Annotated in this window: 16 protein-coding genes and 3 pseudogenes; 15 read left to right on the forward strand and 4 right to left on the reverse strand. The window is 56.8% G+C overall.

Annotation, left to right across the window (positions count from 1 at the left end; translation table 11 throughout):
* Positions 1–20: 20 nt before the first annotated feature.
* The 8 genes and pseudogenes from QTO30_RS14865 to QTO30_RS14900 all read left to right on the forward strand — a co-directional run bounded on the left by QTO30_RS14865 (position 21) and on the right by QTO30_RS14900 (position 11,714).
* A complete protein-coding gene (locus QTO30_RS14865; protein ID WP_340424877.1) occupies positions 21–1,448 on the forward strand; it encodes an NAD(P)-dependent oxidoreductase in 1,428 nt (475 codons plus the stop codon).
* Positions 1,449–1,534: 86 nt separating this feature from the next.
* Positions 1,535–2,206: a hypothetical protein gene (locus QTO30_RS14870; protein WP_340424879.1), complete on the forward strand. Its 672-nt coding sequence runs from the start codon at positions 1,535–1,537 to the stop codon at positions 2,204–2,206.
* A complete protein-coding gene (locus QTO30_RS14875; protein WP_340424880.1) occupies positions 2,203–2,874 on the forward strand; it encodes a hypothetical protein in 672 nt (223 codons plus the stop codon). Before QTO30_RS14870 ends, QTO30_RS14875 begins: the two co-directional genes overlap by 4 nt.
* 54 nt (positions 2,875–2,928) lie before the next feature.
* A pseudogene (gltB, locus tag QTO30_RS14880) lies at positions 2,929–7,461 on the forward strand (glutamate synthase large subunit).
* A gap of 517 nt (positions 7,462–7,978) precedes the next feature.
* On the forward strand, positions 7,979–8,743 hold the full coding sequence (mtgA, locus tag QTO30_RS14885) for a monofunctional biosynthetic peptidoglycan transglycosylase (protein WP_340424881.1): 765 nt from the start codon (positions 7,979–7,981) through the stop codon (positions 8,741–8,743).
* Positions 8,744–8,807: 64 nt separating this feature from the next.
* A pseudogene (gene fzlA, locus QTO30_RS14890) lies at positions 8,808–9,474 on the forward strand (FtsZ-binding protein FzlA).
* Positions 9,475–9,525: 51 nt separating this feature from the next.
* Positions 9,526–10,563 (forward strand): tRNA epoxyqueuosine(34) reductase QueG, encoded by a 1,038-nt coding sequence (gene queG / locus QTO30_RS14895; protein ID WP_340424882.1) that lies wholly within the window; start codon positions 9,526–9,528, stop codon positions 10,561–10,563.
* Positions 10,564–10,565: 2 nt separating this feature from the next.
* Positions 10,566–11,714 carry a PQQ-dependent sugar dehydrogenase gene (locus tag QTO30_RS14900; RefSeq protein WP_340424883.1) on the forward strand — a complete coding sequence of 383 codons (1,149 nt, stop codon included), beginning with the start codon at positions 10,566–10,568 and terminating at the stop codon, positions 11,712–11,714.
* Here the strand turns inward: QTO30_RS14900 and QTO30_RS14905 are convergent.
* Positions 11,711–12,736 carry a fatty acid desaturase gene (locus tag QTO30_RS14905; protein ID WP_340424884.1) on the reverse strand — a complete coding sequence of 342 codons (1,026 nt, stop codon included), beginning with the start codon at positions 12,734–12,736 and terminating at the stop codon, positions 11,711–11,713. The genes QTO30_RS14900 and QTO30_RS14905 overlap by 4 nt on opposite strands.
* A 114-nt stretch (positions 12,737–12,850) precedes the next feature.
* Here QTO30_RS14905 and QTO30_RS14910 point away from each other — a divergent pair, with 114 nt between their 5' ends.
* Positions 12,851–13,771, forward strand: a complete 921-nt coding sequence (locus QTO30_RS14910; protein ID WP_340424885.1) for a DMT family transporter — start codon at positions 12,851–12,853, stop codon at positions 13,769–13,771.
* On the opposite strand, the gene QTO30_RS14915 is transcribed toward QTO30_RS14910, so the two are convergent.
* Positions 13,768–14,334 (reverse strand): hypothetical protein, encoded by a 567-nt coding sequence (locus QTO30_RS14915; protein WP_340424886.1) that lies wholly within the window; start codon positions 14,332–14,334, stop codon positions 13,768–13,770. The genes QTO30_RS14910 and QTO30_RS14915 overlap by 4 nt on opposite strands.
* 294 nt (positions 14,335–14,628) lie before the next feature.
* On the opposite strand from QTO30_RS14915, the gene QTO30_RS14920 reads away from it, so the two are divergent.
* On the forward strand, positions 14,629–14,814 hold the full coding sequence (locus QTO30_RS14920; protein WP_340424887.1) for a hypothetical protein: 186 nt from the start codon (positions 14,629–14,631) through the stop codon (positions 14,812–14,814).
* Between the two features lie 51 nt (positions 14,815–14,865).
* On the opposite strand, the gene QTO30_RS14925 is transcribed toward QTO30_RS14920, so the two are convergent.
* Positions 14,866–15,735, reverse strand: a complete 870-nt coding sequence (locus QTO30_RS14925; protein ID WP_340424888.1) for a branched-chain amino acid aminotransferase — start codon at positions 15,733–15,735, stop codon at positions 14,866–14,868.
* Between the two features lie 148 nt (positions 15,736–15,883).
* On the opposite strand from QTO30_RS14925, the gene QTO30_RS14930 reads away from it, so the two are divergent.
* Both QTO30_RS14930 and QTO30_RS14935 read left to right on the forward strand, forming a co-directional pair.
* Positions 15,884–16,390, forward strand: a complete 507-nt coding sequence (locus QTO30_RS14930; RefSeq protein ID WP_340424889.1) for a MarR family winged helix-turn-helix transcriptional regulator — start codon at positions 15,884–15,886, stop codon at positions 16,388–16,390.
* Positions 16,387–17,088 carry a response regulator gene (locus QTO30_RS14935; RefSeq protein WP_340424890.1) on the forward strand — a complete coding sequence of 234 codons (702 nt, stop codon included), beginning with the start codon at positions 16,387–16,389 and terminating at the stop codon, positions 17,086–17,088. The genes QTO30_RS14930 and QTO30_RS14935 overlap by 4 nt, the downstream gene beginning before the upstream one ends.
* Positions 17,089–17,142: 54 nt before the next feature.
* Here QTO30_RS14935 and QTO30_RS14940 read toward each other — a convergent pair whose 3' ends face one another.
* Positions 17,143–17,844 (reverse strand): hypothetical protein, encoded by a 702-nt coding sequence (locus QTO30_RS14940; RefSeq protein ID WP_340424891.1) that lies wholly within the window; start codon positions 17,842–17,844, stop codon positions 17,143–17,145.
* A 148-nt stretch (positions 17,845–17,992) separates the two neighbouring features.
* Between QTO30_RS14940 and QTO30_RS14945 the strand changes: the two are divergent.
* From QTO30_RS14945 to QTO30_RS14955, 3 genes and pseudogenes are all read left to right on the forward strand, one after another.
* Positions 17,993–18,915, forward strand: a pseudogene (locus tag QTO30_RS14945) (histone deacetylase family protein).
* On the forward strand, positions 18,912–19,145 hold the full coding sequence (locus tag QTO30_RS14950) for an exodeoxyribonuclease VII small subunit (RefSeq protein ID WP_340424892.1): 234 nt from the start codon (positions 18,912–18,914) through the stop codon (positions 19,143–19,145). The pseudogene QTO30_RS14945 and the gene QTO30_RS14950 overlap by 4 nt, the downstream one beginning before the upstream one ends.
* Positions 19,138–20,046, forward strand: coding sequence for a polyprenyl synthetase family protein (locus tag QTO30_RS14955; protein WP_340424893.1), 909 nt, complete (start codon positions 19,138–19,140; stop codon positions 20,044–20,046). The genes QTO30_RS14950 and QTO30_RS14955 overlap by 8 nt, the downstream gene beginning before the upstream one ends.
* Positions 20,047–20,054: the final 8 nt, after the last annotated feature.

The following is a 20,054-nucleotide window of genomic DNA, read 5'->3' on the forward strand; positions in this document are numbered from 1 at the left end:
CGCCAAACGGGAGAGTAGCCATGGCTGGTCAGAAGATGTTGACGTTTACTAAGGTCGAGCGGGATATGCCCGAGAAGCGTCCGCCTAACCTGCGCAAAGAAGACTTTGGTGAGATTTACGCAGAGTACGCCCGTGACAAGGCCGCCGAGCAGGCCAGCCGGTGCAGCCAGTGTGGTGTGCCTTACTGCCAGACCCATTGCCCGTTGCACAATAATATCCCCGATTGGTTGCGCCTGACCGCCGAAGGCCGGTTGGAGGAAGCCTATGAGTTGAGCCAGGCAACCAACACATTTCCTGAAATCTGTGGCCGCATTTGTCCACAGGATCGCCTGTGCGAAGGCAACTGTGTGATTGAACAGTCGGGTCATGGCACCGTGACTATCGGCTCAGTCGAGAAATACATCACCGACACCGCGTTCGAAGAAGGCTGGGTCAAGCCGATCCGCCCGCACCTAGAACGGAGTGAAAGTGTGGGCATCATCGGTGCTGGCCCCGGTGGTTTGGCTGCCGCTGATATGCTGCGTCGTCAGGGCGTGCAGGTTACGGTCTATGACCGCTATGATCGTGGCGGCGGGTTGCTGACCTATGGCATCCCCGGCTTCAAGCTTGAAAAAGATATTGTCATGCAGCGCATGGCGCAGCTGGAAGATGGCGGCGTGCAGTTTGTGTTGAATTGCAATGTGGGCGAGGACCTGTCATTTGATGCGATCCGTGGCAAGCATGATGCGGTGCTGATCGCCACAGGCGTCTATAAAACACGGGACCTGCCGGATTCCGGTGCCGAAGGCATTGTTGATGCGATTGATTATCTGACCGCAAGCAATCGCAAGAGTTTCGGCGACGATGTGCCCGAATTTGACAGCGGTGAACTGAACGCAGACGGCAAGCGTGTGGTTGTTATCGGTGGTGGTGACACCGCAATGGATTGTGTGCGCACAGCTGTGCGTCAGGGTGCGGAAAGCGTCAAATGCTTATACCGCCGCGACCGCGCCAATATGCCCGGATCGCAGCGCGAGGTGCAGAATGCCGAGGAGGAGGGCGTTGAATTCGTCTGGCTTTCTGCACCCAACGGTTTCGAAGGTGACGCCGTCACCGGTGTGAAGGTGCAGAAGATGCGCCTTGGTGCGCCGGATGCGACGGGCCGTCAGGCACCAGAGTTGATTGAGGGGTCCGACTATGTCGAAGGCGCGGATATCGTCATCAAGGCGCTGGGCTTTGAACCCGAGGACTTGCCGAAGTTGTGGGGTGTTGATGGGCTGGAAGTGACCCGTTGGGGCACCGTGAAGGCGGACTTCAACACAGGTAAGACCAGCCTTGAGGGCGTTTATGCCGCCGGTGATATCGTGCGCGGCGCTTCGCTTGTTGTCTGGGCAATCCGTGATGGCCGTGACGCCGCAACCGCAATGTTGGAGTATCTGGGTCAGACGGCCAGCGTCGCCGCCGAGTGATATGCAACGCGTACACATCCCGTACACACAGCGTAAGTACACTCCGCACCATATACGTCACCAATACTGACCTGAAGGGTTAAAGAATGATGAAACCTTGGATGATCCTGACAGCATTGGCTGCGGCCGCACCCGCCACTGCCCAGCAAAGCTTTGCCGCGCCCGAGGGGTGTGAGGCGATCCTGACCGTGCAGAACAAGGGCTGCGTCATGACGAACATCTGGCAGTGCGATGCCGATGATCCCGGTGATCAGTGGATCGCACTGTTGACGCAGGGCGGTGTGTTCAGCGTGCAGAAAGTTGACGCCGAATTCCAATGGATCGAGGCCTATAAAGTTACCGGCAATGAGCGTTTGATCACGCCTGCCGATGACCCCGCATCGTTGACCGAACTGTTCGACACACAGATCGATACGTGGGACTTCACGCTGGAAACCGAAGATGGCACTGAGCGCAACGTCGGATATGACCTACTGACAGGTGAGACGACTGAGATTGACGGCGAGATCCTGTTCGAGACCGAGTATCAGGGCCGCACGATTGATGCCGACGGCAATGAGATTGATGCCAGCAACGGACGCCAGTTTGTCAGCGAAAAGCACCGCATGTTCTTTTTTGGCGAAAGCTGGCCGCAGGATAACCCCGACCAAGTCATCGATATGTCCCCGGTTGAATTTATCTATCCCGGTGAAAGCGGCTTTTTTGCAGACCGTCCAAAGTACGAATGCAACGTGATTGAATCGGGGTACCAGCCATGAGGGTCGCGCTTGCACTCGTCGCACTGGCTGCCCCTGCCGTCGCGCAGGACGGACCTGCCACATTCAGCCTGCCGGGCGGTTGTGACGCTTACCTGACGATCCAAAGCGAAAGCTGTCAGGTCGACCACCACTTTACCTGTGAAGGCGATCCGGAGGGGCATCAGCGCCGCGTCAGTCTTGACGAACGCGGTGTGACTTACGTGGGCGAGATTGACCGCGAAACCCAGTGGATCAGCAGCTTTCATGTGATGAGCGGTCATCGTGAGGCGTTGGAAAGCAACCCGGCCGAACCTGCGTCGCTGTCTGATCTGATCGAAAGTGGTGTGGATGACTACGATTTCCGCACATTTTCCGACGAGATCGGCACGACACGCTATGTGGGTCAAGACACGCTGACAGGCCGTGAAATCACCATTGACGGTGTGACACTCGCCGAGACGACCTATGACATCACCGCCTTTGATGATGCGGGCAACGAAGTTTGGTCCTCCAAGGGCAATGAATTCATCAGCCGGAATTGGCGCATGTTCATTGCCGGGACGGGCACAGTGACAACGCCCAACGGCGCGTTTGAGCAAAGCAACCGCCCTGTCGAGTTCATCTATCCCAGTGAGCCGGGGTTCCTGAGCAGCAGCCCAAAGCACGGTTGCGGCGTCGCGATCTCTTAAGACCTGAACATCAAGCCCATCCGTGTGATGGCTCCTCCTCGAAAGGAAATGCACATGACAACATATGACGAAACTTGGGTCGCCGCCGAAGAAGCCAAGCGTCAGTGGACGGCTGAAAATGGCCTCTACAAGGATGATGATGAGCATGCCTCTTGTGGTGTGGGTCTTGTCGTGTCGATTGATGGCACCCCGTCCCGCGGTGTTGTTGAAAAGGGTATTGATGCTCTTAAAGCCGTTTGGCACCGCGGTGCTGTTGATGCAGACGGCAAGACCGGTGATGGTGCGGGTATTCATGTGCAGATTCCGGTGCCGTTTTTCTACGATCAGATTCAGCGCACCGGTCATGAGCCTGATCAGGATCACCTGATTGCGGTCGGTCAGATCTTCCTGCCCCGCACCGACTTTGCAGCGCAAGAGCAATGCCGCACGATTGTCGAAACCGAAGTCTTGCGCATGGGCCACTACATTTACGGCTGGCGCCATGTACCTGTGAACACCGAGGTGCTGGGTGACAAGGCCAACGCGACACGGCCCGAGATTGAGCAAATCCTGATCCGTGATGAAAAGAGTCTGGATGAGGAACAGTTCGAGCGTGAGCTTTACATCATCCGCCGCCGGATCGAGAAGGCAGCGACCGCCGCAGGTATTGGCGGTATGTATGTCTGTTCGCTGTCCTGTCGCTCGCTGATCTACAAAGGTATGATGCTGGCCGAACAGGTGGCGGAATTCTATCCCGATCTGATGGATGCGCGGTTCGAAAGCGCCTTTGCCATCTACCACCAGCGCTATTCCACCAACACATTCCCGCAGTGGTCGCTTGCCCAGCCATTCCGCATGTTGGCCCATAATGGTGAGATCAACACCCTAAAGGGCAACGTCAATTGGATGAAGAGCCACGAAATTCGTATGGCGTCGAATGCGTTCGGCGAAAAGGCGGAAGACATCAAGCCGATCATCCCGTCGGGTGCGTCTGACTCATCAGCTTTGGATTCTGTGTTTGAAGTGCTGGTCCGTGCTGGCCGTACGGCGCCGATGGCGAAAACCATGATGGTGCCAGAGGCGTGGTCTCAGCAGGCGGTAGAAATGCCGCAGGCGTGGCAGGATATGTACGGTTATTGCAACGCAGTGATGGAGCCTTGGGATGGGTGGCTGCCCTGGCCATGACTGATGGCCGCTGGGTCTGCGGTGGTCTGGACCGGAACGGGCTGCGCCCGCTGCGTTATGTCGTGACAGGCGATGGCTTGCTGGTGGCCGGGTCCGAGGTTGGCATGGTGCCCGTTGATGAGGCGACCGTGGTCGAGAAGGGCGCGCTTGGTCCCGGCCAGATGATCGCCGTGGATATGCAAGAGGGCCGCTTGTTCCACGATGAGGAATTGAAAGACAAGCTGGCCGCGGCGCAGCCGTTTGGCGCATGGGTCAAGAAGGTTGTCGATCTGAATGACATCATGCGTGACGTGCCCGAAAAAGCGTTGTTTGACGGTGCCGAGCTACGCACCCGTCAGGTGGCTGCTAAGCTACAGCATCGAAGAACTGGAGCAGGTCCTTGCACCAATGGCGGAAGACGGCAAAGAAATGATCGCATCAATGGGCGACGATACGCCGTCAGCGGTGCTGTCCAAGACTTATCGGCCGTTGTCGCATTTCTTCCGTCAGAATTTTTCTCAGGTGACAAACCCGCCAATCGACAGCCTGCGCGAAAGCCGCGTGATGTCGCTGAAGACACGGTTTGGTAACCTCAAGAACGTGCTGGACGAAGACAGCTCACAGACCGAGATTTTACAGCTTTCCAGCCCATTCGTGGGCAATGCGGAATTTGATGAGATGGTCACGCACTTCGGCGACAACGTGGCCGTCATTGATTGCTTGTTTGAGCCCGGTCCCGGTGCGTTGAATGCAGGTTTGCAGCGCATCCGCGATGAGGCGGAAGATGCTGTGCGTTCTGGCGCCGGTCACATTGTGCTGACCGATCAGAACCAGTCGCAGGACCAGGTCGCGATGCCGATGATTCTGGCGACGTCTGCGGTGCATTCTGGTTTGACGGCGAAAGGCTTGCGGACCTTCTGTTCGATCAATGTGCGCTGTGCTGAATGTATTGATCCGCATTATTTTGCGGTGTTGATCGGCTGCGGTGCGACCACCGTGAACGCTTATCTGGCGCAGGATTCTATTGCAGATCGCCTGCGTCGCGGTTTGATTGACGGTACGCTGACCGATGCGATGATCCGTTATCGCGCCGCGATCGATGCGGGTCTGCTGAAGATCATGTCGAAGATGGGGATTTCGGTGTTGTCGTCCTACCGCGGCGGTCTGAACTTCGAGGCCGTTGGCCTGAGTCGCGCAATGGTCGCCGAGTACTTCCCCGGTATGCATTCGCGCATTTCCGGGATTGGGACGTCAGGTATCCAGACGAAGGTGGAAGAGGTTCATGCGCGCGGCTGGAAGGGTGCGTCTGATGTTCTGCCAATAGGCGGTTTCTACAAAGCGCGCCGGTCCGGGGAAAAGCATGCGTGGGAAGCACAGACCATGCATATGCTGCAAGCGGCCTGCAACAACGCGAGCTATTCACTCTGGCAGCAATTCTCTAAGTCGATGCAGTCAAATCCACCGATTCATTTGCGTGATCTGCTGGCGATCAAGCCGCTGGGCAAGGAGATCCCGATTGAAGAGGTCGAAAGCATTACTGCCATCCGTAAGCGTTTTGTGACCCCCGGCATGTCCTTGGGTGCGCTGTCACCCGAGGCGCATAAAACACTGAACGTTGCGATGAACCGCATTGGGGCCAAGTCTGACAGCGGCGAGGGCGGTGAAGACCCGGCACATTTCCACCCGGAACCTAATGGCGACAACCCGTCCGCTAAGATCAAGCAGGTGGCATCCGGTCGCTTTGGGGTGACCGCTGAATATCTGAATGCTTGTGAAGAGCTGGAGATCAAGGTCGCCCAGGGTGCGAAGCCCGGTGAGGGTGGGCAGTTGCCCGGTATGAAGGTCACGGACCTGATCGCCCGTCTGCGTCACTCGACCAAAGGTGTGACGCTGATTTCACCGCCGCCGCACCACGATATCTATTCGATCGAGGATCTGGCGCAGCTGATTTACGACCTCAAACAGATCAACCCACGCTGCAAAGTAACGGTCAAGCTGGTGTCGTCCTCTGGTGTCGGTACGATTGCCGCCGGTGTGGCTAAGGCCAAGGCGGATGTGATCCTGATTTCTGGCCACAATGGCGGCACAGGTGCGTCCCCCGCGACGTCGATCAAATACGCAGGGCTGCCGTGGGAAATGGGCCTGACCGAGGCGCATCAGGTGCTGGCCATGAACAACCTGCGTGAGCGGATTACGCTGCGCACCGATGGCGGCCTGCGGACAGGCCGTGACATTGTTATGGCCGCGATGATGGGGGCCGAGGAATATGGGATCGGCACCGCTGCCCTGATCGCGATGGGGTGCATCATGGTGCGCCAGTGCCAGTCGAACACTTGCCCCGTGGGTGTGTGTACGCAGGATGAGGCGCTGCGGGATAAGTTCACCGGCAATGCCGATAAGGTTGTGAACCTGATCACCTTCTATGCGACTGAGGTACGCGAAATCCTCGCATCCATCGGCGCGCGGTCTTTGGACGATGTGATTGGTCGGGCTGATCTGCTGACGCAGGTGTCACGCGGTTCGGCGCATCTGGATGATCTGGACCTCAACCCGCTGCTCATCACGGTCGATGGTGCGAACAAGATCAACTATGATCGCAACAAGCCGCGCAATGCTGTCGATGACACGCTGGACGCGCAGATTGTGAAGGACGCAGAGCGCTTCCTCAATGATGGCGAGAAGATGCAGCTGGATTATGCGGTGCAGAACACGCTGCGGACGATAGGGACGCGGACGTCTTCGCATATCGTGCAGCAGTTTGGTATGCGCAACGCGTTGCAACCTGACCACCTGACGGTGAAACTGCGTGGTTCCGCCGGGCAATCTCTGGGTGCATTTGCTGCACCGGGGTTGAAACTGGAAGTATCGGGTGACGCCAATGACTACGTAGGGAAAGGTCTGTCGGGGGGCACGATTGTCGTCCGTCCGCCAATGGTCAGCCCGCTGGTCGCGTCTGAGAATACGATTATCGGCAACACGGTGCTGTACGGGGCCACCGATGGCTATCTCTTTGCGGCTGGCCGCGCGGGCGAGCGTTTCGCAGTGCGGAACTCCGGCGCGAAAGTGGTGATTGAGGGCTGTGGCACGAACGGTTGCGAATATATGACTGGCGGTGTTGCGGTGATCCTTGGCTCAATTGGCGCGAACTTTGGTGCCGGTATGACGGGCGGGATGTCCTACATCTATGACCCAAAAGGTGAAGCGGTTGATTTGATCAACATGGAAACACTGGTGACAAATCCGGTGACGGTGGATCATTGGGAAGCGCAGTTAAAGGGTCTGATCGAACGGCATGCGGAAGAGACAGGCAGCCGGAAGGCCGCCGATATCTTGCAGCATTGGGACATTGAGAAGGCGCATTTTGTGCAGGTCTGCCCGAAAGAGATGCTGGTGCATCTGCCTGCACCGCTCAGCATTGAGGACACCGCAATCCCTGCGGAGTAAATGACACGCCCCCGCGTTTAAGTGCGCGGGCGCCCCAACGGGAGCTCCATGATTGAGGTTTCTTCTAGCCGTACCTTTTGGCCTTTGGCTGCTATGTCGGAGAATAAACCACTTTTTGATAGAGAGGCTTGAGTCTAGCGTCCGGTCATACTGTTTGATTTGGTTTCCAATTGCATTCCTAGGGTGTGCGATTGGACTATCGGCGATAGCCCGAATTACCCTCATTTTTGAGACTATTCTCATTGCCAAAATTGCTATCGCGGTACTTCTAGTCCTCCCGGTTTTGGGCGTCTTGGCACTGTCCCATTTACTGCTTAGTCAAGCCTACTTTAGTTTCGTCGTACGACAGGGGATGAGCGGGGCAAAGTGGTGTGAAACTGCAGCGAAAGGAGCCGTGAACTTCTTTCGACCTGACGGTTATGAATCTGAGGGCACCACGCAACGATTTCATGATAAAACCTAGATTGGTGACTCATCTTCTTGACCTGTGAACGCCTGCCGTGGCTTATGGTGCCTGATGGCAGAGACGAGCTCAGCAAAAAAGAAACCGGCAAAAAAGTCGGCACCCAAAAGAAAGCCAGCGAAGAAAACCAAGAAACTGGGCCCGGTTGCCCGGGTTCGTCGGCTCTTTCGCAGGGTGTTTCTTTGGGGCGCTTTCGCGGCGTTTTCTTTTGCTCTGATGTGGACGCTGCTTTACGCCGTCATCAATCCCCCCACGACGCCCTACATGTGGGCCGAGGCACATCGGTTGGTCAATATCGAACAGGAATGGGTCGATATTGAAGATGTCGCCCCGGTGATGGCCCGTGCGGTCGTGGCCGCAGAGGATGCGAATTTTTGCCTGCATTGGGGCCTCGATGTGAACGCGATCCAATCGGCTGTGGAGCGCGGACGCGGTGGCGCCTCGACCATTTCGCAGCAGGTCGTGAAGAACGTGTTTCTCTGGCACGGGCGCAGCTGGTCGCGCAAGGCGATTGAGGCGTTGTGGACACCACTGACCGAGGCGGTCTGGTCCAAGCGCCGGATCGTCGAGATTTACCTGAACGTCGCCGAGTTTGATGAAGGCGTGTTCGGGGTGCAGGCGGCAGCGCGGCATTACTTTGGTGTGGATGCCTCGGACCTTTCAGCGACCCAAGCGTCCCGTTTGGCTGCCATTTTGCCGTCGCCCAAGAACCGCTCGGCCAGTAACCCCAGCACGTTCACCCGCAACCGGGCTGCTTCGATCATGAGTGGAGCGGCGACTATTGCGGCGGACGGGCGCGCGGAATGCTTTGAAAACTGACCGAGCCATTGATCAGGGCGGCAGCTTGCGGCATTGAAGGGACAGTCCCTTAAGTGAGCCCATCATGAACACCCTTTACCATTACCCACTGTCTCCGTTTTCCCGCAAAGTCCGTTTGTGTCTGGGCGAGAAGAAGATCGAAGTCGGGCTGGTCGAGGAACGCTATTGGGAAGAAAACCCGGATTTTCTGCGCCGCAACCCGGCGGGTAAAGTGCCGGTGTTGAAAATTGATGGGCGCACGCTGTCAGATAGCGTGGCGATTTGTGAGTACATCGAAGAGACCCACCCGACAGCCGGCTTTGTTGCCCAAAACAACCGATGCGCGTTGCGAAGTGCGTCGTTTGGTAGGCTGGTTTGATGATAAGTTTTATCATGAGGTCACGATCAACCTGACAGGTGAACGTGTGAACCGTAAGGTGATGGGGCGTGGCTATCCCGACAGTACGAATGTAAAGGCGGGTGCGAAGGCGATTAAGTACCACCTCGACTATATGGCGCGTTTGCTGGATGAGCGCCGTTGGCTGGCGGGAAACGATATGACATTGGCTGATTTCGCGGCTGCGGCACAGCTGTCCTGCCTCGATTATACCAGCGATGTGGATTGGAACCGGCATGAGGTTCTGAAAGACTGGTATGCCAAGATCAAATCCCGTCCGGCATTCCGGTCGATCCTGGCGGACGAGGTGCCCGGCTTTCAGCCTGCTGCACATTATGCTGATCTGGATTTCTAAAGGGGGCCAGCCCCCTGTCCCTTCGGTCCTGCCCCCGAGGTATTTTGGAACATGAGAAGCTTGAAAGAGCAGCTTGTGACGTTTGCGCATGAGGCGGGGTTTGCCTCTGTTGGGGTGTGTCGGCCGGATGCGGTGCCAGAACTGCCTGAACGCCTGCAGTCTTTTGTCGATGCAGGACTGCATGGGCAGATGGGCTGGATGGCAGAGCGGATGCAATGGCGGTCCGATCCGGCGGCTTTATGGCCGGAAGCGCGGTCGGTGATCATGCTGGCAGAGCCGTATACGCCGGAGCATGATCCTTTGGCGGTGTTGGAGGAATCGGATCGGGCTGCCATCAGTGTCTATGCGCAGAACCGCGACTATCATGATGTCGTCAAAAAACGACTCAAGCGGGTTGGTCGCTGGCTGATTGAGCAGGCGCCGGGGGCCGAGATCAAAGTATTTGTTGATACCGCACCGGTAATGGAGAAGCCTTTGGCGCAGGCTGCGGGCCTTGGTTGGCAGGGCAAACATACCAACCTGTTGAGCCGTGATTTGGGGAACTGGTTCTTTCTTGGCGCGATTTTTACGACGGTGGAATTGGAGTCTGATCAGGCCGAGATCAGCCATTGTGGGTCGTGCACCGCATGTTTGGATATTTGCCCAACGGCGGCGTTTCCCGCCCCTTATCAGTTGGATGCGCGGCGCTGTATTTCCTATCTGACAATTGAGCATAATGGGCCCGTGGATGAAGACCTGCGCGCCTTGATTGGTAACCGAATATATGGCTGTGATGATTGTCTGGCAATCTGTCCCTGGAACAAGTTTGCGGTTGAGGGGCGCGATGCAAAACTCGCCGCGCGGGATGATTTGATCGCGCCGCCGCTTGCTGATCTCGCGGGTCTTGATGATGCGACGTTTCGTGCGAAGTTCGCTGGGTCGCCGATCAAACGCATTGGCCGGGATCGTTTTGTGCGCAATGTGGCTTATGCGATTGGGAACTCGGGTGATCCTGCGCTCCTCGCCGTCATTTCACCTTTGGTTGATGACCTTGACCCGGCGGTGGCCGATGCGGCGCGCTGGGCTATCTTGCGGTTGAAGGAGGACTGATCATGATCCGTATTCTTGCTTTGATGCTGTTGCCGGTGGTTGCCAATGCGCAAGTGGCACAAGGCCGCGCAAATGCTGACTTTGCGCCTGCCTTTGCCGAACAGACCCGTGCGCCCGCAATGGCCGATACACCAATCACCGTTGAGGTCTTCGCCGAAGGATTGGACGGCCCTTGGGGGATTGCACCTTTGGGTGCGGGGCAGTTTCTAGTTACTGAAAAGCCCGGCGCATTGCGGGTGATCAATGCGGATGGCAGCGTGTCTGGTCCGCTATCCGGGTTGCCGGATGTCGCCGCCCAAGGTCAGGGTGGATTGCTCGATGTGGCTGTGTCACCCGGATTTGCGCAGGATCGTATAGTATTCTGGACATACGCGAAGTCAGTGCGCGGTGGTTTGGTGACTGCTGCGGCGCGTGGCGTGCTGGCGACCGATGGAAGCTTGAGTGAGGTGCGCGACATCTTCGTGCAGGACAGCCCGGCCCGGAATGGGCGCCATTTTGGTAGCCGGATCATTCCAATGCCGGATGGTACGGTTTGGATTACGACCGGTGATCGGGGTGCGGGGGATGGTGGTACGCTGGTGCAGAACATTAACAGCACGCATGGCAAGGTTATTCGTGTCAATGCGGATGGATCTGTGCCTGCCAACAATCCCTTTGTTGGTCGCGAGGGGGATGATCAGATCTGGTCGCTGGGGCATCGTAACATGCAGGGCGCGGCGATAGGGCCGGGCGGGCTTTGGACGATTGAGCATGGGCCGCGTGGTGGCGACGAGTTGAACCAACCCAAAGCAGGGCTGAATTACGGATGGCCAGTGGTGAGCTATGGGATCAACTATCGTGGATCGGATGTGGGTGAAGGCCAGGCGCGCGCGGCGGGGTTTGAAGAGCCGGTTTATTACTGGGACCCGGTGATCGCACCCGGGGGTATGATGTTTTACGATGGGCCCTATGCCGATTGGCAGGGTGATCTGCTGATTGCGTCACTGAACCCTGGTGGGCTTGTGCGCCTGAAAATACAGGATGGCCGTGTGGTCGGGGAAGAGCGGATGCTGACCGATGTGGGCCGCATCCGCGACGTTGAGGTCTTGGATGACGGTGCGGTTTTGGTCTTGCTTGACGCAGGTGAGATACTGCGCGTGACGCCCGGTTAAACCGCCAGCTTGCGCGCTGCAGCAAATGAAATCAGGCGACGCGACTTTTCATCCCACAGATCAAGGCTCGCGCATTTGATGCTTTGTGCGATCGTCATACGGCTGACTTCGACCAGTTCGTTGTGGTCACGCAGCACCTCTGTAAGCCGGTAGAACGGGATGCGGCTGTAAAGGTGATGCACATGGTGAATGCCGATGTTGGCTGTGAACCAGCGCAGGATCGGTGGCAGGTCATAGTGTGAACTGCCGTGCAAGGCGGCTTCGTGCAGTTGCCAATCTTCGTTTTGTTCCCAATGCGTCGTTTCGAACTGGTGTTGGACATAGAACAACCAAACGCCGATAGATGAGGCGATCAGGGTTGTTGGCAGGAAGACGAGGAAGAGCGCCTGAAACCCACCGAAGTAGACGATTGTGCCAAGAATTGTGAGGATTGCCGCGTTGGTACCCATCGCGCTGATCCAGTATTTGCGCCCCTGGTCCATCAGCCCCAGCGGCAGCCGATTTTGCAGGAAAAACAGGTAGGTCGGACCGAGGCCAAACATCACGAAAGGATGCCGGTAGGCGCGGTATAGGAAGCGCCCAAATGCGGTGCGCTGATGGTATTCTTCGACGGTCAGAGTCATCACATCACCGATGCCACGCTGGTCAAGATCACCTGCGTGACTGTGATGGATGGAATGGGTGCGCCGCCAAACATCATATGGGGTCAGCGTGACAACGCCCAGAGCGCGCCCGATCCAGTCGCTGACATTGCGGTTATCGTAGAACGAGCCGTGCCCGCAATCGTGTTGAATACAAAACAGGCGCAGCAGAAATAGGCCATTGGCCGCAGAGATCACAAACGCTGCAAAATAGCTATATTGTGCCACCCAGCAGGCCAGCACCCAAAGCACAACAAAGGGGATCAAACTGATGGCAAGTTCAAAGCTGCTGCGGATGCTGCTGGGTTCACGATACTTGGCTAAAATTCGGACCCAGTCGCGCGGGGCCATGTTTGCGGGAGTCTGAATTTTATCTTGCATACACTGCTTCTTAGCCTGATTTGGTTTTCGATAACCTAACGTCAGACATTAGCAAGCGAAAAAGGCTTCATTGTGGTTTGATCACGCCTTAGTGTCGCCACGAAGGGAAGACCCATGCAGCCATTCCGCGGCATCATTTTCAAGATCATGTCGGTCTGCATGTTCATGGGGATGGCTAGCCTGATCAAAGCCGCATCCGCAGACGTGCCGCCCGGGCAGGCTGTTTTCTTTCGGTCTTTCTTTGCGCTGCCGATTATTCTGGGCTGGCTGGCCATCCGGCATGAGTTGCGTGATGGCTGGAAAACCAAAAACCCATTGGGTCATTTTTGGCGTGGTTTGGTCGGCACATCCGCTATGGGGCTGGGATTTACAGGCCTTGGGCTGTTGCCTCTGCCAGAGGTCACGGCGATTGGCTATGCCGCCCCTCTTTTAGTGGTCGTGTTTGCGGCAATGTTTCTGAATGAAAACGTGCGTGCCTTTCGGCTATCCGCAGTCGCCATGGGGATGATGGGGGTTTTGATCGTGCTTTCGCCGCGTCTTTCGGTGGGGGCGACACTGAATACGTCCGAGACATTGGGTGCCGTTGTGGTGCTGATGGGTGCCGTTTTAGCGGCGCTGGCGCAGGTGTTTGTCCGTAAACTGGTGGCGACCGAGACAACTGCCGCGATTGTCTTTTGGTTCACAATCACCTCTTCGGTGATGGCGCTGTTTACGCTGCCATGGGGCTGGGTTGTGCCCCCTGTCCATGTGGCCGTCATGCTGGTGATGGCGGGTTTGTTGGGTGGGATTGGGCAGATATTGCTGACTTCCAGCTATCGCTATGCCGATGCATCACTGGTTGCGCCCTTTGACTATACGTCAATGATATTGGCGCTTTTGATTGGGTACTTCATCTTTGATGAGGTGCCGACAGGCACGATGCTGATTGGAGCAGGAATCGTGATTGCTGCTGGCGTGCTGATTATTTGGCGCGAGCGTGCGCTTGGTTTGCAACGTGCGCAGCAACGTAAGGCGACGGGGAATGTGGGCAACTAGGCCCGTCGTCCGATTGCACTGAACCTTTGGAACAGCGCCTTTGCACGTGCGACCCTGCGAACAAAACCGGGTGGGTTGGCGTCGACCTGCAAACCAAGCTCCGAAAAGATCGACCACAGATGTGATACTTCGTTTGGTTGCAAATGTGGTGGAACTTTGATTGGGGCGCCGCCTGTTGGTTCCAGAAAGCGCTGCGGGATCTTGAATGGCAGAGATCCTTGGGGGTGCGCCATCAGTTTTTGCTTGGTGCGGGCAATCGCCCGTGGGTCTGCATCCAAGGGTTCGACCTGAACACGATGCGTCCGGTATGACCCTGTATCCCAATTGAGCAAAACAAGCGCAAAGAGGTCAGAAGGCCCGGGGCGCAGCGGCAGCGGTTTTGGATCATCAAGATGCAGCACAGGGTCGCTGCGATAAAACGCATGCACCGCAATCGCAAAATCACACTCTGTCTGGCCCAGCATCCAATAAACCAAAGTGTCATGCTCTGGCCCGCGAGTACGCCGCAAAGTGTCCAGCCACAGGTCTTGTGGCGACGACTTGAGCACACGGCGCAAGTGCATCTCACTCTCCGAAAGCTTTGATTTGTGGGATATCGGTAGTGCGTTGACGTTGCTGGGAAATATCATGACACTTTTACTTTCTGTACGTTTTAGGTATCGCACTGAAAGCGGTCTGAACTTTGTCTGCGACGAACACATTCAGATATTTATTGTTTCGAAATCGGGTACAATTTTATGAGAATTGGCCGTCTGCGCTTTCCTTCATGTGAAATGTGGGCATTGGTCGAAGTTTGCCGATAAGCGCGCAATCATTTTGGAGATATGGTATGGTAGGGGATCAGATCGGAGGATGAGATGACAAAACATGTACTCGACAGACCAAAGACTGTTTCACCGGCAATGATGAAACAGGCCGTGGCGATCGAACGCCAGAACGGCCCGCATCGGGCAACGCTCGCACTGCAACGCCGCCGCCGGAACAGAGCGTGGGATCATCGCGCAAAGTTCTACACGCTGTTCGCGCGTGGTATGGAGCCTTAGAATGCAATAAGGGGCGCCAGAGCGCCCCTTTTCGTATTGGTGATGATGGCGTTAGGCTCGCACCAATTTCTCGTAGTCTTCTGAGATCTCGCGCGTGATCGCGCCAACCTCAAAATTGTAGTCACCGATTTCGCCAACCGGGGTGACCTCCGCTGCCGTACCTGTCAGCCAGCATTGCTCGAACCCTTCCAGTTCTTCGGGCATGATGACCCGTTCATTCACGGTCAACCCTTTGTCTTTGAGCATCCCGATCACAGTCTGGCGGGTGATCCCGTTCAGGAAGGCGTCGGCTTTGGGCGTGTGCACCTCGCCGTCTTTCACGAAGAAGATGTTGGCACCCGTCGCTTCGGCCACATAGCCGCGATAGTCGAACATCATGGCGTCGGAACAGCCCTTTGCCTCTGCCGCATGTTTGGACATGGTGGCGATCATATAGAGACCGGCTGCTTTGGCCTGCGATGGGGCGGTTTCGGGGCTGGGGCGTTTCCACTTTGCGATATCAAGCTTGGCGCCCTTCATCTTGGCGTCGCCATAGTAGTTGCCCCATTCCCAAACCGCTACGGCCAGATGGACCGGGTTGCGGGCCGCGGCGACACCCATGTCTTCACCGGAACCGCGCCACGCAACGGGGCGCACATAGGCATCGGTCAACCCGTTGGCATCAAGTGCGGCCTGTTTTGCGGCCTCGATTTCATCCACCGTATAGGGGATTTCAAAGTCGATCAGTTGACCGGATTTGATCAAACGCTCAGAGTGTGCGCGCGATTTGAAGATTTTGCCAGAGTAGCACCGCTCACCCTCAAAAACGGATGAGGCGTAGTGCATGGCATGTGTCAGGACGTGCACTTTTGCATCGCGCCAGTCGACCAACTGGCCGTCCATCCAGATCTTTCCGTCTCTGTCGTCATATGCACCGGCCATCGTATCCTCCATCCGATTTGCATTTGTTACGCTGATAGGTCCGTTTCGGACATAATATTGCGCAGTTTCTGCATTTTCTTACGAGTTGATTCTTGGAATGTCAACAAAGCTGACGTATTGTGGGTGAACGACCAATGGGAGGACGCGCATGAACGATGGGATGCCGCCGCAGATGGGCCAGAGCCTGCTGTTCCTGACGGATGAGCAGCTGCGCAAAGGGATTGAGGCGATGTTCTTTGCATATCGCGGGTTTACGGCGGATCCTGACCGAATCCTTGCGCAAAAGTCCTATGGTCGTGCCCACCACCGGGCCATCCATTTCATTCATCGCAGCCCCGGAACGACGGTGAATAATCTGTTGTCCATTCTTGGCGTTACAAAACAATCGCTTAATCGTGTGTTGCGTACTTTGATCGAAGACGGTTTGGTAGCGAGCACCGTAGGGCAGCGTGATAAGCGCGAGCGCCATCTGCATTTGACAGAGGCCGGTGCCGCGTTGGAGCGTGAACTCTCTGATGCCCAGCGGGACCGGATGCGCGCCGCTTATCGTGCGGCTGGTCCGGCGGCGGTTGTCGGGTTTCGACAGGTGCTGGAAGCGATGATGGATGAAGAACCGCGCCACCATTATGAGGCGATGAAGGATAGACCGGAATGAGTAACGATGACGCACACTTGCTAATTGTCGACGATGATGAGCGTATTCGTGGTCTTCTGCAGAAGTTCCTGATGCGGTCCGGTTTCCTCGTCAGTACCGCCCGCGATGCCGCGCACGCGCGGCGCATTCTGTCGGGGCTGGAGTTTGATTTGATCGTGCTGGATGTGATGATGCCGGGCGAAGATGGCATGGCGCTCTGCCGTGATCTGCGCAAAACGATCACGACGCCGATCATGTTGCTGACCGCCAAGGGCGGCACGGATGACCGGATTACCGGGCTTGAGGCCGGGGCGGATGATTATCTGGCCAAACCGTTCGAGCCAAAGGAACTACTGCTGCGCATCAACGCCATTCTGCGCCGCATGCCTGCGGCAGAGCCTGCAGTTGTCTTGCCCAAGGTCCTCAATATGGGTCCCGTGCGCTATGACATTGAGCGCGGCGAGATGTGGCATGGTGAAAAGCTGGTGCGGTTGACCGCGACGGAAAGCCAGTTGATGCGCATCTTCTCGGGTTCTCCGGGTGAGGCGGTGACGCGGACCCGGCTGGTTGAGGAGTTGAGCCGGTCGGGCGGACAGACCCAGGAACGCGCGGTGGATGTGCAGATCACGCGGCTGCGCCGCAAGATTGAGCTGGACCCCAAGCAACCGCGCTATCTACAGACGGTACGCGGTGCAGGGTATATGCTGGCACCGGAGTAGACGGAAACCGCCCCCGCGGTATTTTTCAACATGAGAAGATGATTGACCTGGATTTTACCTGAGCTGTAGGTGGATATGATCATCGTGGCGGGCAGCCCGGCATCCTTGGAAGCGGATCTTGGTGTGGGTGATGTCGAGGCTTTGAAGCAGATGCGGTTCGACGAAAATGCGCCCTATGCGTGGATCATCTGCTAGAATTTGCAGCACCGCGCGGTTGCGTTCGGGTGCCAACGTATAGTTCGGCCACAGCGGTTGCAGCGCTACAAAGTCCCATCGCAGTGATGGCCAAGTGGGTGTGCAATTGGTTGGCCCCGGCTCAAAGGCAAAGTACCCGATGGGGGAGCGCGTCGCTCCAGCCAGATACCCTGTCCCATCTTGGTAATAGAATGCGAGATCCGCTTTCTCACCATCGTCGTGGGACAGGTGCGGAAGTAGCGGAAAGTTATCGAAGAATGGGAAGTTTGCATCCAGAACCAGCGTGACCGTACCCGGATAGCGTTCATCCATCTCAATTGCCGTTGCTTCGAGGGCTTCGGCGAGTTCAGGCGTCACGTAGTTTCGGTTCAGGGCACAGTACATCCAGTGTTGCACCTGAAGAGGGCCATCCGCGGCGCAGCTCAATGCAGTGCGGCCAAAGCTGGGCGCGATCCAGAGTGTCCCGAGCGTCATCGCCGTGTACGTCAGCAGAAACGCGAACAACCGTCTGCGGAACATAAGTGCTACGATCCATGCCAGACCACCGATCTGCGTCAGCACGGTGAGAAGCAGTACGCATATGGATTGAAGAAAGAAGCGGATCACTTCAATAGACTAACTTAGGATTTATGATCAACAAGTGGAAAGGTGCTACGCATTGATGACAAAGGCGGTTGTGCTTCGGCCCTGAATCTCGTCTTTTGTCTTCATGACAACAGCACTAATTTCTCATGAAGACTGCGCGGATCATGTAACCCCCCCGGCCACCCTGAACAGGTGGCCCGATTGGATGCGGTCTTGGGTGCGCTGAGCGGTTTTGATTTGCAGAGGGTGAAGGCGCCGTTGGCGGCGGAAGATGATCTGCTGCGCGCCCACCCAAAAGCCCATGTCGATGCTATTCGTGCAGCGGCCCCCGCAGAGGGGTGGCGTTCCTTAGATGCCGATACGCATATGTCTGTCGGTACCTTGAAAGCCGCCTATCGCGCGGCAGGTGGCGTGGTCCGCGCCGTGGATATGGTGCTGGGCGGTGAGGCGGCGAATGCCTTTGCCGCCGTGCGCCCGCCGGGGCATCATGCGGAACGGCAGACGGCGATGGGATTTTGCTTTTTTGGCAATGTCGTGATTGGGGCCAAACATGCGCTCGACCATCATGGGCTGGACCGCGTGGCGATTGTTGATTTTGATGTCCACCACGGCAATGGCACACAGGACCTGGTCGAGGATGATCCGCGCATTCTGTTCTGCTCGACCCATCAATCCCCGCTTTACCCCGGCACGGGCGCCGCGCATGAGGTGGGTGTGGATAATGTGCTGAATGTCCCCTTGCCCGGCGGGACTAGCTCAAAGGTGTTTCGCGATGTTATGGAACGCGTTGTCTTGCCCCGTGTTGACGCATTCTCTCCGCAACTCGTCATAATTTCGGCTGGATTTGATGCACATATGGATGATCCATTGGCGGGTATGAACCTGACGACCGAAGATTTTGGTTGGGTCACCGAACGCCTGTGTGATGTGGCCGACCGTCATTGTCAGGGTCGGGTGGTATCGAGTTTAGAAGGTGGATATGACTTGGCGGCATTGGGCGCATCTGCGGCAGCCCATGTGAAGGTATTGGAGGAACGCGGCCGATGACCGACGTTGAAAAGATGAGTTTTGAAGATGCGATCAAAGAGCTGGAAACGGTTGTCGGCCAGCTTGAACGCGGCGATGTTGCCTTGGATGAAAGCATCGCCCTTTATGAGCGTGGTGCGGCATTGAAAGCCCGTTGCGAGGCCAAGTTGAAAGAGGCCGAAGAAAAGGTCGCCAAGATCACTTTGGGTGAAGGCGGCGCACCAGCAGGGACGGCTCCACTCGATGGCTGAGGGCGCGCAGACATATCAAATCGCCGCCTTGCAACGCAAACCTTTGGAAAAGGCTTTGGCAAACGCATCAAAGATTGCGGAAGCCAGAATTGGTTTTGCGCTGACCGGATTGGAGGGCGATGTGCCGGCGGCGATGCTCTATGCCGCCTCGGGTGGTAAGGCTTTGCGGGCGTTTTTGGCTTTGGAAACAGCACGCATGCTCGGGATCAATCCGGTCGCTGTGGCCGGTGCTGCCGCTGCAATTGAATGCATCCATGCTTATTCGCTGGTTCACGATGACCTGCCTTGCATGGATGACGATGAGCTGCGTCGTGGTCAGCCGACGGTGCATAAAAAGTGGGATGAGGCGACGGCCGTTCTGGCAGGTGACGGATTGCAGGCCCTGGCGTTTGAATTGCTGGTACAGGCCGAATGCGGACCACGGGCGAAACTGAACCTGATCATGTCATTGGCCAACGCTGCGGGTGTCCGTGGCATGGTTGGTGGACAGGCGGCTGATATTGCTGCTGAAACCGCCGCAGTACCGCTTGATTTGCAGCAAGTTATGGATTTGCAGGCGGCCAAGACAGGCGCGTTGATTTCGTGGTCAGCCCTTGTTGGGCCGCGTATGGCCGAAGCGGAGCGGGAACCGCTTTCGATTTACGGTGCTTACCTTGGTCTGGCCTTTCAGATTGCCGATGACGTGCTGGATACGACGGGAGACGCCGATACTGTCGGTAAGGCCGTTGGCAAGGATGCTGCGGCTGGCAAAGCCACTTTTGTGTCACTACTTGGCCTGGATGGGGCAAAAAGCCGCGCGGCAGCGCTGGTGGAAGAGGCCTGTGATGCGCTATCTCCCTATGGTGACGACGCCGACACGTTGAAAGAGGCCGCACAGTTTGTGATTGCGCGCACGCATTAAGAAGGGTC

Source organism: Yoonia sp. GPGPB17 (assembly GCF_037892195.1).
Lineage (GTDB): Bacteria > Pseudomonadota > Alphaproteobacteria > Rhodobacterales > Rhodobacteraceae > Yoonia.

Excerpts from the sequence above, each read along its gene's own strand:
- QTO30_RS14905 (WP_340424884.1), bottom strand. The coding sequence starts at position 12,736 with ATGCAAGATAAAATTCAGACTCCCGCAAACATGGCCCCGCGCGACTGG.
- QTO30_RS14920 (WP_340424887.1), top strand. The coding sequence starts at position 14,629 with ATGACAAAACATGTACTCGACAGACCAAAGACTGTTTCACCGGCAATG.
- QTO30_RS14875 (WP_340424880.1), top strand. The coding sequence starts at position 2,203 with ATGAGGGTCGCGCTTGCACTCGTCGCACTGGCTGCCCCTGCCGTCGCG.
- QTO30_RS14950 (WP_340424892.1), top strand. The coding sequence starts at position 18,912 with ATGACCGACGTTGAAAAGATGAGTTTTGAAGATGCGATCAAAGAGCTG.
- mtgA (WP_340424881.1), top strand. The coding sequence starts at position 7,979 with ATGGCAGAGACGAGCTCAGCAAAAAAGAAACCGGCAAAAAAGTCGGCA.
- QTO30_RS14915 (WP_340424886.1), bottom strand. The coding sequence starts at position 14,334 with ATGCACTTGCGCCGTGTGCTCAAGTCGTCGCCACAAGACCTGTGGCTG.
- queG (WP_340424882.1), top strand. The coding sequence starts at position 9,526 with ATGAGAAGCTTGAAAGAGCAGCTTGTGACGTTTGCGCATGAGGCGGGG.
- QTO30_RS14955 (WP_340424893.1), top strand. The coding sequence starts at position 19,138 with ATGGCTGAGGGCGCGCAGACATATCAAATCGCCGCCTTGCAACGCAAA.
- QTO30_RS14935 (WP_340424890.1), top strand. The coding sequence starts at position 16,387 with ATGAGTAACGATGACGCACACTTGCTAATTGTCGACGATGATGAGCGT.
- QTO30_RS14925 (WP_340424888.1), bottom strand. The coding sequence starts at position 15,735 with ATGGCCGGTGCATATGACGACAGAGACGGAAAGATCTGGATGGACGGC.
- QTO30_RS14910 (WP_340424885.1), top strand. The coding sequence starts at position 12,851 with ATGCAGCCATTCCGCGGCATCATTTTCAAGATCATGTCGGTCTGCATG.
- QTO30_RS14900 (WP_340424883.1), top strand. The coding sequence starts at position 10,566 with ATGATCCGTATTCTTGCTTTGATGCTGTTGCCGGTGGTTGCCAATGCG.
- QTO30_RS14865 (WP_340424877.1), top strand. The coding sequence starts at position 21 with ATGGCTGGTCAGAAGATGTTGACGTTTACTAAGGTCGAGCGGGATATG.
- QTO30_RS14870 (WP_340424879.1), top strand. The coding sequence starts at position 1,535 with ATGATGAAACCTTGGATGATCCTGACAGCATTGGCTGCGGCCGCACCC.
- QTO30_RS14930 (WP_340424889.1), top strand. The coding sequence starts at position 15,884 with ATGAACGATGGGATGCCGCCGCAGATGGGCCAGAGCCTGCTGTTCCTG.